Origin of the sequence: Acinetobacter sp. 40AMC3-4, assembly GCF_049898185.1 — a bacterium.
Taxonomy (GTDB): Bacteria; Pseudomonadota; Gammaproteobacteria; order Pseudomonadales; family Moraxellaceae; genus Acinetobacter.
On the sequence record NZ_JAFCXG010000002.1, the window covers coordinates 229,523 to 244,562 of the forward strand.

Consider the following 15,040-nt stretch of genomic DNA (forward strand, 5'->3'; position numbering starts at 1 on the left):
TTAAACTCGCCTATGCATATCAATTTTCTAGATCTTTTCCAAAACATGCAGCACCAGCTTGAACAACCTCGGGCGGTGCTAGATGAAAATCTTCTGATTGAATTGGTTGAAAGAATCAGACCTGAAGACAGCAGAAATACCGAAGAGATCGAAGCGAAATTCAATGCATTTATACGGGCCTTATTACTTACCCCGAATGCGGTTGCCACGCTTCAAACCTTTACCCTGCGGATCATTAACCGCTATAAACAGACCGGTCTGTTTTCCGATACCGGCATTTTGTCTCTGGATGGATTCTGGAACCAGCTAAACCAGCGCCTTGGTGCACATGTCTTGCCGCTGATTCCTGACCATCAGCAACTCCAGGAATTATTCCGCAAGGTTTTTTATCAGCGTACCGATAAATACTGGCTGGATTATTTTGATGAAGATGACTGGCAACGTTTATTTTCAGTCCTGAATCAGGGACATTCCAATCAGCCTGAAAAAACCCGAATTAAAGACCAACTGATCAAGGCATTGACCATTTTGTCTTACCGGATCAGTGGTATTGGTCTGCACCCTGAATTTATTAATGCCCAGCCTGAACTGATGGAATATGAATCTCCCTTTCTGGTACAGAATCGTGAGATTAACGAGTTTATTCAGGAATATAAAAAGCGCTATAACACGGTCATCCTGGTCGATTCGATCACCCCACCGGATGCCTCACAAGCACTGGTGATGCTGGAACAATGTCATGATGTCGTGGCCAAGATTCGCCGTTCTACCAAGCGGACTGGCGTCAGTGTCAGCCTGACCTATATGCTGGCACTGCTAGAACAGTGTCTGGAACGGGTTGAGATTCTGCTGAATATGGTCATGGATGACGATGATCTGCGTTATCAATCCATTGGCCTATTTATGGCGGACATTACTGAAGCAATTTATAGCGAACGCAGTGTGCGGGCCCTGCTGGCCACCAATAGTGAACTTTTGGCTTTACAGGTCACTGAAAATGCCAGCAAGACCGGTGAGCATTATGTGAGTACCGACAAGCAAGGCTTTCTGGCCATGTATAAATCGGCTGCAGGTGCTGGTGCCATCATCGCGACAATGGCCACCTTAAAAGTTCTGATGACACGCCTCACCATGGCTCCGTTAATGCAGGCTTTTAGCTACAGCATGAACTATTCGCTAGGCTTTATGCTGATTCATGTCCTGCATTTTACCGTAGCGACCAAACAACCGGCGATGACTGCTGCCGCACTGGCGGCTACTGTACAGCAGCGTAAAGGCTCGAAAATGGCTCAAATTGCCGAGCTGGCCGCGCTGATTGTAAATATCATCCGCACCCAGTTTGTCGCCATTTTGGGCAATATTTCGATTGCGATTCCAGTAGCAGCATTAATTACCCTGCTGTGGGATTTTGCGCTGCATGAACCTTTAATGAATCATGCAAAGGCGGCCAAAACCTTGCATGACCTGAATCCTTTTACTTCGTTGGCAATTCCGCATGCAGCAATTGCCGGAGTATGTTTGTTCCTGTCCGGATTATTGGCCGGTTATTTTGACAATATGGCCGTTTATCGCAAAGTCGGTCCGCGCCTGAAAGCCCATGTGCGGTTATCACAGCTGATGGGGGAAGAGCGTCTTTACCGTTTTGCTGACTATATCGAACGTAATCTGGGTGCATTGGCGGGTAATTTTATTTTCGGGATCATGCTCGGCAGTATGGGCACCATTGGTTTTATTCTCGGTCTACCGTTGGATATTCGCCATATCGCATTTGCCTCTGCCAACTTTATTCAGGGCCTGATTACCATCAATGGCCCTGATATCGGCTTGATCGTAGTGTCTTTTCTGGGTGTGTTACTCATTGGCCTGACCAACTTGTTTGTCAGTTTCACTCTGACGATTATTGTAGCCTTACGCGCGCGCCGGGTGCGTTTTGAACAGTGGAAACCTTTGGCAAAACTGGTCATGACTCACTTCCTGACCCGACCTAGTGATTTCTTCTGGCCACCCAAGCAAAGCATTGAAATTGACGAAAATCATACATCGACAAAAACTCAAAACTGAGATAATTACAGTATATTTAGCAACAAATTCCTTACGAAAAAAATGTAATTCGCATAAAATACGCACACTTGAAAAAAAGTGTACTGACAAGTACACTTTGCTTTAGACAATTGGCCGATCTGCGAACGGTTAAAAGGACAAGGATTTTTGGCATGCATTACTTGTTACTTTTTGTCGGTATTTTATTTTTAATTTTCAGTGTGTTCATCCTGAATATTCCCGCTTTAAACGAGCTCGACTTGCAAGCTGTGGAATGGATGAGTCTGTATCGCACCGAGTTTTGGAATCAAATTACTCAGTCCTTATCCTTAATAGGTGGCATGCCATTTGTATTATTTTTATCCACGCTATGGTGTATTGCATTGCTGTGGTATAAAAAGTATACAAACGCAATTTTTATATGTATCGGAATTATCGGAGGAATTCTCCTAGCTTGGCTGTTGAAATTTGCAATTGCCCGACCCCGACCACCAGAATCCTTGCATCTGGTTGAAAGCTTTGGAAGTTCCTTTCCAAGTGCCCATAGTCTATATGCGGCCTGTCTGGCTTGTCTGGCAATTTACATCCATCGGCAACATTCCCGTTATACCCTCATCGTGATCGGTGCAGTGGTATGGATGCTGATGATGGGGATCTCAAGAGTTTATCTGGGCGTACATTTTCCTTCAGATGTCATATCCGGCTGGAGTATCAGTTTTATTTGGATTTCGTTGTGGTATATGGTCTGGATCAGATATTGCGCGGCTCACAAATAAGAAAATTTAGATATAAATCTAATTAGAGGTGGAATAATGATTTCTGCAAAGCTTTGGGCACCTGCCCTGACTGCTTGCGCATTGGCAACAAGTCTTGCACTTGTTGGTTGTAGCAAAGATCCTAAAGAGGGCCAGCAAGCTGGTGCTCAACAACAAATGCCACCGACTGAAGTCGGTGTTCTTGTTGCACAACCGCAAAGTGTAGAGCAGTCTGTAGAGCTCTCAGGTCGTACAACAGCATTTGAAATTTCAGACGTACGTCCACAAGCCAGTGGCGTGGTGCTTAAACGCTTGTTCACGGAAGGCAGCTATGTGCGTGAAGGTCAGGCCTTGTATGAAATCGATTCAAGTACCAACCGCACTACAGTAGACAATGCCCGTGCAGCGATTGCCCGTGCTGAAGCCAATCTGGGCGTATTGCGTGTGAAGGAAGGCCGTTACCGTCAACTGGTCGGTACCAATGCCATTTCCAAACAGGAATATGATGACATCGCGGCACAGGTCAAACTGGCTGAAGCTGATTTGAATGCCAATCGCGCAACTTTGCGTAATGCAGAAATCAACCTAGGCTATTCGACTGTACGTGCTCCGATTTCGGGCCAGACCAACCGTTCGTCTGTGACAGCGGGTGCCTTGGTGACAGCGAATCAGCCAGAGCCATTGGTAACGATTCAGCGTCTAGATCCAATCTATGTAGATATCAACCAGTCAAGTGCCGAGCTTTTACGTTTACGTCAACAGCTTAATCAAGGCAGCTTGAACAGCTCTAACAATACCAAAGTCAAGTTGAAGCTTGAAGATGGCAGTATCTACCCGGTTGAAGGCCGTCTTGCATTCTCTGATGCCAGCGTGAACCCGGAAACAGGTACCGTGACTTTACGTGCGGTATTCCCGAACAAAAATCACCTGCTTCTGCCAGGTATGTTTGCCACTGCACAAATCGTACAGGGTGAAGTACCGAATGCGTTCCTGATTCCGCAAGCAGCTTTGACCCGTACCCCAACAGGTCAGGCGATGGCGATGCTGGTCGGTGCTGACAATAAAGTGACGCCACGTCCAGTGACTACCGTTGGTTCCCAAGGCAGCAACTGGATTGTGACTGAAGGTCTGAATCCAGGCGATAAAGTGATTGTAGATGGTATTGCGAAAGTAAAACCTGAACAGCAAGTTGTACCAAAACCTTATCAACCTCAAGCTGCTGCGCCACAAGGTGCTGCACCGCAACAGCCTGCAGCGAGCGAGAAAAAGGCAGATGATGCTAAAGAGAAACCTGAACAAAAACCTGCTGCAAATGCATAAGGAGTAATGGTTCATGGCTCAATTCTTTATTCATCGCCCTATTTTTGCATGGGTGATTGCATTGGTGATTATGCTGGCGGGTATTTTAACCATCAGCAAAATGCCGATTGCACAATATCCAACCATCGCGCCACCGACCGTGACGATTTCTGCGACTTATCCGGGTGCATCTGCTGAAACTGTTGAAAATACAGTGACCCAGATCATCGAGCAGCAAATGAACGGTATGGATGGCTTGCGCTATATCTCGTCCAACAGTGCGGGTAATGGTTCTTCGTCTATTTCCTTGAACTTTGACCAGGGTGTCGATCCTGATATCGCACAGGTCCAGGTTCAAAACAAATTACAGTCTGCGACTGCCCTGTTGCCTGAAGATGTACAACGTCAGGGTGTGCGAGTGACCAAATCGGGTGCAAGCTTCTTGCAAGTTTTGGCATTCTATTCACCTGATAGCAGCCTGACTGCAGATGACATCAAAGACTATGTTAACTCGAATATTGCTGAACCTTTAAGCCGTGTGGCCGGGGTCGGTGAAGTTCAGGTCTTTGGTGGTTCTTATGCGATGCGCATCTGGCTGGATCCAGCCAAAATGGCAAGCCTGCAAGTAACGCCAAGTGATATTGCCACTGCAATCCGTACCCAAAACGCACAGGTTGCCGTAGGTCAATTGGGTGGTGCGCCTGCAGTTCAAGGACAAGTGTTAAATGCGACGGTAACGGCTCAAAGTCTGTTACAAACGCCGGAACAGTTCAGCAATATCTTCCTGAAAAATGCCACTTCTGGTGCGCAGGTTCGCTTAGGTGATGTTGCACGAGTTGAACTCGGTGCAGATAACTATCAGTTTGATTCTAAATTTAATGGCAAACCGGCTGGTGGTGTAGCAATCAAGCTTGCGACTGGCGCCAATGCCCTGGATACCGCACAAGCGGTTGAAGAACGCTTAAAACAGTTACGTCCGAACTATCCGCAAGGCATGGTCGACCAACTGGCGTTTGATACAACACCATTTATTGAACTGTCGATTAAGAGTGTAGTTAAAACTCTGATCGAAGCGATTATTCTAGTATTCCTGGTGATGTTCCTGTTCTTGCAGAACTGGCGTGCCACCATCATTCCAACCATGGCAGTTCCAGTCGTCGTATTGGGTACATTTGCCGTCATTAACATCTTTGGCTTCTCGATTAATACCCTGACCATGTTTGCCATGGTATTGGCGATTGGTCTTCTGGTCGATGACGCGATTGTTGTGGTCGAGAACGTCGAACGGGTCATGGTGGAAGAACATCTCGATCCGGTTGCTGCAACTGAAAAATCGATGAAACAGATTTCTGGCGCATTGATTGGTATTACCTCGGTGCTGTCGGCAGTATTCGTTCCAATGGCTTTCTTCGGTGGAACCACCGGGGTCATTTATCGCCAGTTCTCGATTACGCTGGTAACAGCGATGGTCTTGTCACTGGTGGTTGCCTTAACCTTTACTCCTGCCCTGTGTGCGACCCTGCTGAAACAGCATGATCCGAACAAGCCGGAAAGTAATGGTATTTTTGCGCGTTTCTTCCGCTGGTTTAATAGCAGTTTTGACAAGGTCTCTGTGAAATATCAGGGCGGCGTCAACCGCATGACCCACAGCAAGATTTTCTCAGGTGTGGTGTATGCCGTGGTACTGGGTATTATTGTGCTGTTGTTCCAGAAACTGCCTTCTTCGTTCCTACCGGATGAAGACCAGGGCGTGGTCATGACGCTGGTTCAGTTACCGCCAAATGCAACCTTGGAACGTACCGACAAAGTGATCAGCACCATGACCAACTATTTCTTGGAAAACGAGAAAGAGCATGTCGAATCCGTCTTTAGTGTGGCAGGTTTCTCCTTCACGGGTGTGGGACAAAACGCAGGTCTGGCATTTATTAAACTGAAAGACTGGTCAGAGCGTCACAGTCCGGAATCTCAAATCGGTGCCATTATTCAACGTGGTATGGCGCTGAACATGATTGTCAAAGATGCGTCTTACATCATGCCACTGCAATTACCTGCAATGCCTGAACTGGGTGTGTCGGCTGGCTTTAACTTACAGCTCAAAGCTGCAAGTGGTCAAAGTCATGATCAGCTCCTGGCAGCACGTAATACGATTCTCGGTCTAGCAGCACAAGACTCGCGTCTGGCTGGTGTACGTCCGAATGGTCAGGAAGATAATCCACAGTACCGTGTCATTGTCGATCATGCACAAGCCGGTGCATTGGGCGTGAGTGTTGCTGAAATTAACAGCACCATGGGTATTGCTTGGGGCGGTTCGTATATCAATGACTTCATTGATCGCGGTCGTGTCAAGAAAGTCTATGTTCAGGGTGAAGCTGGCTCGCGTATGATGCCTGAAGATCTGGACCAATGGTATGTGCGTAATAACCGCGGTGAAATGGTGCCATTCTCGGCGTTTGCCACAGGCGAATGGACCTACGGTTCACCACGTCTTGAGCGTTATAACGGCGTATCTTCGATGAACATTCAGGGTACACCTGCTCCGGGTATCAGTTCAGGTGATGCGATGGTGGCCATGGAAGAAATCGTGGCGAAGTTACCAGAAATGGGCTTACAAGGTTTCGATTTCGAATGGACAGGTCTGTCTTTGGAAGAGCGTGAATCTGGTGCACAGGCGCCGTTCCTGTATGCCTTGTCACTGCTGATCGTCTTCCTGTGTCTGGCAGCCCTGTATGAAAGCTGGTCGATTCCGTTCTCGGTTCTAATGGTGGTGCCATTGGGTATTGTTGGTGCATTATTACTTACCTTTGGTGGAATGGTATTGCTGCAAAACCCGAACCTGTCGAATAACATTTACTTCCAGGTGGCGATTATTGCCGTGATTGGTCTTTCTGCGAAAAACGCGATCTTGATTGTCGAGTTTGCGAAAGAATTGCAGGAACAAGGTGAAGAGTTATTTGAAGCGACCTTGCATGCGGCAAAAATGCGTTTACGTCCAATTATCATGACCACATTGGCCTTTGGTTTTGGTGTATTACCGCTTGCCCTGGCTTCAGGTGCAGGTGCAGGTAGCCAGCACTCAGTCGGTTATGGTGTACTCGGCGGCGTGATCAGCTCGACCTTGTTAGGTATCTTCTTTATCCCGGTATTCTACGTGTGGATTCGAAGTGTCTTTAAATACAAACCAAAACAACAAAATCAGGAGTATAAGTCGTAATGCAAAATGTATGGTCTATTACAGGTCGTAGCATTGCGGTATCTGCCCTTGCGCTTGCTTTGACGGCTTGTCAAAGCATGCGCAGTCCAGAGCCGGTTGCGCAGGCAGATATCCCGAGCAGCTATATCAATGCGTCTGGTACTTCTGTAGCAGAACAAGGTTATAAAAACTTTTTTGCTGATCAGCGCCTGTTACAGGTGCTGGATCTGGCATTAAACAATAACCGTGATTTGCGTATTGCTGCCCTCAATATTCAACGAGCTCAGCAACAGTATCAGATTACTGAAAACAACCAGTTACCGACGATTGGTGCCAGTGGTAGCGTATTACGCCAGGACACCATGAATTCGCAGAATCGCGGTGCAGTGACGACTTATAATGTCGGACTGGGTGTAACTGCGTATGAACTGGATTTTTGGGGACGTGTCCGCAGCTTGCGTGACAATGCGCTGGATAGTTTCCTGGCGACCCAAAGTGCTCGAGATGCGACGCAAATTGCCTTAATTGGTCAGGTGTCTCAGGCTTGGCTCAGCTACTCGTTTGCCAATGCCAATCTGACTTTGGCTGAGCAAACGCTGAAAGCTCAGCTTGAATCTTTTAATCTGAACAAAAAACGTTTTGATGTCGGGATCGACAGCGAGCTTCCAGTGCGTCAGGCGCAAATTTCGGTTGAAACAGCACGTAATGATGTTGCGAATTACCGCACTCAGGTGGCACAGGCACAAAACCTGTTAAACCTGCTGGTCGGTCAGCAAGTGCCTGCGAATTTATTACCAGCACAACGCGTGACCCGCATCACTTCCAATACTGCATTGGGTTCAGGCTTGCCAAGTGATCTATTGATCAACCGTCCAGATGTTCGTGCAGCAGAATACCGCCTGTCTGCGGCAGGTGCCAATATTGCGGCAGCACGTGCACGTCTGTTCCCGACAATTAGTTTGACCGGTTCAGCAGGTTATGCCTCTACTGATTTAGGCGACCTGTTTAAATCAGGTAGTTTTGCCTGGTCATTTGGTCCGAGTCTGGATATTCCAATTTTTGATTGGGGTACCCGTCAGGCCAATATCCGTATTTCTGAAACCGATCAGCAAATTTCCTTGTCAGATTACGAAAAGTCGATTCAGACTGCTTTCCGTGAAGTGAATGATGCCTTGGCAGTACGTCAGAATATTGGTGACCGTCTTGCAGCTCAGCGCCGTCTGGTCGAAGCAACCAACACCACCTATCGCTTGTCACAGGCACGTTTCCGCGCCGGAATTGACAGCTATCTGACTGTACTGGATGCACAGCGTGCGTCTTATGCAGCAGAACAAGGTTTGTTATTGCTTGAACAGGCCAATCTGAACAATCAGGTTGAAGTCTACAAAACCCTGGGGGGCGGCTTGAAAGTCAATACGACGGATACCTTGCTGAACACACCGTCTGTGTCTGAACAGCGCCGTGCGGCAGAACAACCAGCGCAATAAATTCCAGATAGATCAAGAAAAGCTCACTTCAGTGGGCTTTTTTTATTGCATTTTCAAGGCAGTTTTCCTATTGTCATAGACTAGCGATTTATTTAGAAAACATGCACATGTTAATTAGCAATCTGGAATCTGTACCGGGACATACCATTCGCCAGCAAATTGATGTGGTGTATGGCAGTACCGTACGCAGCAAACATGTCGGACGTGACTTACTGGCCGGCCTGAAAAATATTGTCGGTGGTGAGCTTACCGCCTATACTGAACTGCTGGAAGAATCCCGTCAGGAAGCCATGAACCGCATGATTGAAAAAGCCCGCAGCATGGGTGCCAATGCAATTGTCGGCATACGTTTCTCGACCTCTAATATTGCCCAAGGTGCTTCTGAACTCTTTGTTTATGGGACAGCCGTAGTGGTTGATCCGATCATGCCAAAATTGCCCGACCCTTTTCCGCAGGCAGATTAAAACATGGATGGTTTAATTCTCCAGATCATCATTTTTGCCATTCTGTTTAGTGTCGGTTTCGGCTTTGGTCGTTATAACGAACGTAAACATTTTCGTTATCTGGATGAACAGGAACAACGTCTGGCCTATATCCGGGTGAACAATAGCCGCTTCGTTGTGTCTGAATATTCCGGACAGATGATCAGCAGCAATGTGGTCATTTCCCATGATTATTTTAAATATGCGATTGCCAATGTGCAGAATATGCTGGGTGGCCGTCTGACCAGCTATGAAAGTGTAGTAGAACGCGCACGACGTGAAGCGATTGTACGTTTAAAACTGGAAGCCGAAAAAATTGGTGCGACTCAGATTATGGGCATTCGGCTCAGCACGACTGAACTCGGTATGCAAGGTGGCATGGTGGAAGTCTTTGCTTATGGCACTGCAATCCAACAACCCGCTCAATCCGTTTAAACATCAGTTCAGAAAAAATCTATTGAGATAATGACGCCTGCTACGCGATCCGCGCAGTCAAATGACTCAACTCGAATCAGTTCGACACCTTTAGGATGAAATGTCGTAGAGGAAATAACTCAGACCGTTGCAATCTTCTTTATTGCAAACGGTTCTGTGCTAGGATCTTGAGAAATCAGCAAAATAAATATAAATGACATGATGCAGTTTCTTCAATCTATAAAAACGGCACTTCAATCCCGTCTGTATTTCTTTATTATTTTCCCAGCAATCGTTGGATTTTATCTGGTTTTACAAGCCCTCACCCCTTTGAGCTGGTCAAGCTGCCTGTTGATCAGCTGGAATATCGCAATTTACGTTTATTTATTATTGACCATAAAAAACTCTGGCGTATTGATCATGCTCATATCCTGCAACGCGCCATGCAACAGGATGCCAGCAAATGGATCATTCTGTTTCTGGTGATCACCACCCTCATCATGTGTTTTATAGCGATTATTATTGAAATTAATCACTTACCTAAAGATACTACCATCCGAACCGGTCATTTAATCTTGTCAGTTCTGACCATTATTTCAGCCTGGTTCTTGATGCATACGATTTTTGCAATTCATTATGCACATGACTTTTATTTGGCGCTCGACAAACAGCAACAAGGTGGACTGGATTTCCCCAATACCACCAGACCGACTTATCCAGACTTTTTGTATTTTAGTTATATCATCGGGACTTCTGCGCAAACTGCAGATGTATCCATTACTTGCCAATCCATGCGAGTCTTGAATACCCTACATTTGCTTTTGGCTTACGGATTCAATACCACCATTCTGGCCATCAGCATTAACGTGACGGCAAACTTTATCAGCACTTAAGCTGGGTTTCCTGGATAGTGGCAATACACTGAAAGTGGCGATCTACCACCCAATCAACTACCACTACCCGGCGTCTACCTGACCAGTTTTGAAATTAGGTCAATCACACTATTTGATTGCTTCAAGCGGTGAGACCTTTACGCAATTCATCTTCGACGATGCTGAGTTCAATTTCACTAAATTTACGAATTTCACCTTCAGCATGCTTTTCTAGCATGCCACCCAGCAAAGGTACTTTGACTTTGACTGTCCAGTTTAACTGAAACTGGATCTGATCTTCATCTCCGGTAACTGCACGCTGACAGATGGCCTCGATCGGCAAGTTCGCACCGAGTTGTACCGTCGAAGTCATTTCATTCAGATCGCTGACATCGGTACGCTGCAAACGGAATGCATCTTTGAGTAATTTTTTTGCGATATCCGGAATATTAACATCCAGATTATAAGCGCGTTTCAGGGTATACATATGCCCCTGCTTTTCCGAAACCAGAATTTCCAAGTTTTGCGCAGGAATTCGATGGCAAACTGCCTCATGCAAACGAATATCATTGGCCAAACGCTTAAATTCATCAATAGACACGCCATTGATAATTGCTTTCACGGTGAACTGATGTGCCATGCTATTTTTTCCTTATTTTTATTACGATATTCGCCTATGCCACTCTCGGCTGATGCGAATAAAAATCAGATACAGAGATGACTCTGCAATTTATATCAACTTTATAGCGGATGTCATTATTCTTTTATCGGGAAATTCCGGCAGCCCGGTCAATGTTTGCAACATAGTTTTACTGAAAGCTGTGCCTGTCCACAGCTGATCTGTAGCTGCGCTTCGCCATAATAAATCACGGCATGAAACTCATCGGCACCATCATCTAGACCGGAAACATAGTATTCAGTTCCAGCTGGGAAAGCCTGCAGCCAGTCAGCCTTATAAAAATCCGAGACCGAATCAAACTGCAAATACTGTTCAGGCTCAGCTTGGATCTTCATCGCCAGAGCAATAAACTTCTGTAATTGTGCTTGATGAAAATCAATGATCATAGTATTTCTGCCTTTTTAGTCCGGATCATTGCTCGCCAGACTTCGTACATTTTAAATGACTATTTCGAGGATACGACTCGCGAGTTTTGAGGTTTTTCTAGCGCAAGATTATGGCTTAAAGGAGATAAATTATATGGGCTATTTCCGCCAAGAGGCAGAAAAAATCTGAGCTAAGGCATGAGATACCTTTTCTGAATTGTAATGGCTTAAGTACGTAGCCTAAGATCTTCAGTCGTAGAAAATGACTGAAAGTGGTGTTCTAAGCACAGTCAGAATGCAAAAGTTCCCTGCGGATTTCCTGCCGGTGCTCTTCTCCAAAACGGTCGACATGTGCATAGAATACGCCATAGCGACCGACATAATATTCCAGTGACTGATCATAAAAATTCCAGAAAATAGACCATTCGCCTAAGTCCATCTGACGAATCTGGGTGCCACTGTGCATCGGCATTTTTTGTAATAGTTCTTGCTGTAACTGTTCGGCCTGTGCCCGATTCTCAATATGCACCTGCCGTTGAAAGAATAGCTGTGCCACATCGTCAAACAGTTCCAGTTCATAAGCATCCACCAGATGTACTTGCTGCTCTTGCTCGATGACCTCTTGCTCTGTCATGCTGGAAATCTGTGCCGGTTTTTCTGGACGCTGACGCGCCAGATGGCGCTGAGCTTTATAGATCTTTCTGCCGACGATCCAGGCAGCATTCAACATGAATAAAACACATAACAGGAGCAGTAATTTCAGCATGGTGGATGATCTCATGTGACTAATTTTATTTTTATGGTTATAGGATCAAGATTCATTTGAATAGTCCCTTTTGACCCAGCATACGTCTATTTTTTATACAGTGCAAACTTGAGGCTTATTTTTACTATTTATCTTCTCTGCTTGCTCATTTTACCCAGATTCGAACTTCGATTTATTTAAAAATTGATTTACTTTGATTTTTTATTTTTAACTCCCTAATGAGATTCAAGAACTTGAGATAAACAAACAGGACAAATCAGCAACAGAACCAATCTTCACATTGATAAATCACAGTAAAGATTCTCAAAAAACTACAATATTGTTCTGTTTTTTACCCTCTTCTTTTTTATCCAATAAACCTTCCCTATAAATGTTCGAGAAAATGAATAATATTATGATTCGTGAAGGGAAGGTCGAAGATATACCTCAAATTATTCAGGTCATTCATGACAGCATTCAGTCCTGTGTACTGGATCATCAGCGTGAAGAAAGCAAAATTCAAACCTGGCTAGAAAAATTTGATCATGCCAGCCTGATTGTCGATATGCTGTATAACGATTGCTGGGTTTATCTCATCTATGACAAGGTCGTCGGGTTCTTATTGGTCAGTGATACTGGAGAAATCCGGATGCATTATGTGGCCCAACACTGCCAAAGACTGGGATTTGGCACCGAGTTATTTCAACAAATGCATCGCGCTTTATTAAAGAAAAAAATTCATCAGATTGAAATACAGTCTACTCAAACTGCGTTAAGTTATTATCAACACTGCGGCTTTCATCCCCATTCTGCCGAGCCAGAAGATGAATCGCGTTATCTGTATAAATATGTTTTTTAATCGGCCTCTTTTTCAATTTTCAACTGATCACGTCCTGCCTGTTTGGCGGCGTAGAGCTGCACATCTGCCGCTTTCATCAATTCATGAATATCTGCATAGCCATGTTTTTGTTCAACCCAGGCCGCGCCCATACTAACCGTAACATAATCTTTTTCATCTGGCCGATTCAGATGTTGCATACGCTGTTCCCGAATCTGGTTTAACACATTTTCCAGATTTTTAAGGGCAGTTTGAACCGGCATTCCAGTGAGCAGAATCGCAAACTCTTCACCACCATAACGTGCCAGATAGCCAGACGGTGGCAAAGTGCCTTGAATAATCCTGACCAGATTTTTCAGGATTTCATCGCCTTTTAAGTGGCCATAGTAGTCATTATAGTTTTTAAAAAAATCGACATCGAGCATGGCAAAAATTAAGGTATGTTGCGGCTGTTGCCGGGTCTGTAAAAATTGCTGCTGGATTTCATGATTTAAGGCACGCCGGTTAAAAGCTCCGGTTAGCGCATCAATATTCATTTGCTGTTCCAGTTTGGCATTCACTTCACGCAGCTGCTGAGTGCGTTCTTTGACTTTTTGATCGAGTGAATCGTTGAGCGCGATCAGGTTCAGGTTTAGCTGTTCAGTCTCATAAGTTTGATGTGCATAATGTCTGGACTGCTGAAACATAATTAGTAAGGCATAGATACTGGTTGAGATAAAGAACAGATGCGTGGTTTTAATTACATTGATCAGCAACAGATAATCATTCAAAAAGGTGACACAAAGGAAAATAATCGCAATCAGATTTAAACGCGAATAATGCTCTTTATAACGTAAGGTCTGATAAAAGCCGTAAATAAAATTACCGATGATGACCAAGGCAAAAATCGCACTAAATAGGGCTACTCGTTCAAATATCTCAGGAGGTGAAAATAGGGTAAAAATAATGTTAAAAACCAGTAATGCCACAGCGATATAATAAATCACCGGATTTAAATAGCGCCGGTTAAACAGATGCATATAGCTGAGAAAAAAGAAGGCAGCAATAAAAGTAAACAGATACTCTAAGCGGGTTCCCCACAGCCAATTAATATTGGTAAATACCGAATAGGCATAAGGTGCAGAAAACAGATTATGCAGGGCCAAAAAGACAATAAACCAGCCAAAAACAAAGATACTTTTACTGTTACGTTCTCGTGATCCCCGGAATACCGAAAATAGAATGGTAAACACCCCCACCCCAAGTACCGCCCCGCACACCATGGCAATACTCATCATGAGCTGCTGGAATTGGCGATTGATGGTAGCTGCAACGCCGATCTGCATTGGTCGTTCGAGACCGCCATGCAAGTGGGTATAATTGGAAGCCTGAATACTTAAAGTAATATATTCAGTGTCTGGAACAAAATAGCCAATACGCGGTGCTTTCTCAGTCACCTGTTTGTCAGGTGTGGTACTGATTTCCCCGAGACGGACAATAAACTGTCCATTGACATATACCCGATAGGCGCCGTATTGGGTTGGAATCCGAATCGCGATGCGTCGCCCGAGAAATTCTTTCGGAATTTTAAAATAACCAATAAAGGTACCGTAGCCAGAGTTTGAACCCGCTAGAGTTTTAAAAGAGGCTGGCAATTCAACTGTTTTTGACTGGAGTACGGGGCTGGGCTGAACAATAAACTGACTCGGATAAAACAGCCATTTTCCCTGCAAGGCACTAGTGCTATGTTCGGTAAAATGAACTTCAGTAATATGGTCGTGAGATTGCTGCTGAAATGACGGCGAAGGGAGTTCATCCTGAGCGATTGCTGAACTTATGATGCAAGTCATCCAGCTCAAGGCACAGACAAATACGAAGAAACAGACATTCCTTAT

General features: G+C 45.1%; 12 protein-coding genes and 1 pseudogene. 9 read left to right on the top strand and 4 right to left on the bottom strand.

Annotated elements, in window-relative coordinates; all coding sequences use genetic code 11:
- Window positions 1-12 precede the first annotated feature (12 nt).
- From ACP7BU_RS03825 to ACP7BU_RS03860, 8 genes and pseudogenes are all read left to right on the top strand, one after another.
- A complete protein-coding gene (locus tag ACP7BU_RS03825; protein WP_425878770.1) occupies window positions 13-2,061 on the top strand; it encodes a site-specific recombinase in 2,049 nt (682 codons plus the stop codon).
- Window positions 2,062-2,213: 152 nt separating this feature from the next.
- Window positions 2,214-2,816: a phosphatase PAP2 family protein gene (locus ACP7BU_RS03830; RefSeq protein WP_004645802.1), complete on the top strand. Its 603-nt coding sequence runs from the start codon at window positions 2,214-2,216 to the stop codon at window positions 2,814-2,816.
- A 36-nt stretch (window positions 2,817-2,852) separates the two neighbouring features.
- Window positions 2,853-4,115 (top strand): efflux RND transporter periplasmic adaptor subunit, encoded by a 1,263-nt coding sequence (locus tag ACP7BU_RS03835; protein WP_425878768.1) that lies wholly within the window; start codon window positions 2,853-2,855, stop codon window positions 4,113-4,115.
- Between the two features lie 13 nt (window positions 4,116-4,128).
- Window positions 4,129-7,305, top strand: a complete 3,177-nt coding sequence (locus ACP7BU_RS03840) for an efflux RND transporter permease subunit (protein WP_425878766.1) — start codon at window positions 4,129-4,131, stop codon at window positions 7,303-7,305.
- Entirely contained in the window at window positions 7,305-8,771 is a 1,467-nt protein-coding gene (gene adeK, locus ACP7BU_RS03845) for a multidrug efflux RND transporter AdeIJK outer membrane channel subunit AdeK (protein WP_425878765.1), read from the top strand. Before ACP7BU_RS03840 ends, adeK begins: the two co-directional genes overlap by 1 nt.
- Window positions 8,772-8,878: 107 nt before the next feature.
- Window positions 8,879-9,235 (top strand): YbjQ family protein, encoded by a 357-nt coding sequence (locus ACP7BU_RS03850; RefSeq protein ID WP_425878763.1) that lies wholly within the window; start codon window positions 8,879-8,881, stop codon window positions 9,233-9,235.
- A 3-nt stretch (window positions 9,236-9,238) separates the two neighbouring features.
- Entirely contained in the window at window positions 9,239-9,688 is a 450-nt protein-coding gene (locus tag ACP7BU_RS03855) for a YbjQ family protein (RefSeq protein ID WP_253172353.1), read from the top strand.
- Window positions 9,689-9,886: 198 nt separating this feature from the next.
- Window positions 9,887-10,560 (top strand): annotated as a pseudogene (locus tag ACP7BU_RS03860) (DUF1345 domain-containing protein).
- Between the two features lie 121 nt (window positions 10,561-10,681).
- On the opposite strand, the gene ACP7BU_RS03865 reads toward ACP7BU_RS03860, so the two are convergent.
- The 3 genes from ACP7BU_RS03865 to ACP7BU_RS03875 all read right to left on the bottom strand — a co-directional run bounded on the left by ACP7BU_RS03865 (window position 10,682) and on the right by ACP7BU_RS03875 (window position 12,349).
- Window positions 10,682-11,179 carry a DUF2505 family protein gene (locus ACP7BU_RS03865; protein ID WP_004280652.1) on the bottom strand — a complete coding sequence of 166 codons (498 nt, stop codon included), beginning with the start codon at window positions 11,177-11,179 and terminating at the stop codon, window positions 10,682-10,684.
- A gap of 149 nt (window positions 11,180-11,328) precedes the next feature.
- Window positions 11,329-11,604: a hypothetical protein gene (locus ACP7BU_RS03870; protein ID WP_425878761.1), complete on the bottom strand. Its 276-nt coding sequence runs from the start codon at window positions 11,602-11,604 to the stop codon at window positions 11,329-11,331.
- Window positions 11,605-11,863: 259 nt separating this feature from the next.
- On the bottom strand, window positions 11,864-12,349 hold the full coding sequence (locus ACP7BU_RS03875) for a hypothetical protein (RefSeq protein ID WP_044108560.1): 486 nt from the start codon (window positions 12,347-12,349) through the stop codon (window positions 11,864-11,866).
- Between the two features lie 370 nt (window positions 12,350-12,719).
- Here ACP7BU_RS03875 and ACP7BU_RS03880 point away from each other — a divergent pair, with 370 nt between their 5' ends.
- Window positions 12,720-13,187 (top strand): GNAT family N-acetyltransferase, encoded by a 468-nt coding sequence (locus tag ACP7BU_RS03880; protein ID WP_086044556.1) that lies wholly within the window; start codon window positions 12,720-12,722, stop codon window positions 13,185-13,187.
- Here ACP7BU_RS03880 and ACP7BU_RS03885 read toward each other — a convergent pair.
- Window positions 13,184-14,995 carry a sensor domain-containing diguanylate cyclase gene (locus tag ACP7BU_RS03885; RefSeq protein WP_425878758.1) on the bottom strand — a complete coding sequence of 604 codons (1,812 nt, stop codon included), beginning with the start codon at window positions 14,993-14,995 and terminating at the stop codon, window positions 13,184-13,186. The genes ACP7BU_RS03880 and ACP7BU_RS03885 overlap by 4 nt on opposite strands.
- Window positions 14,996-15,040: the final 45 nt, after the last annotated feature.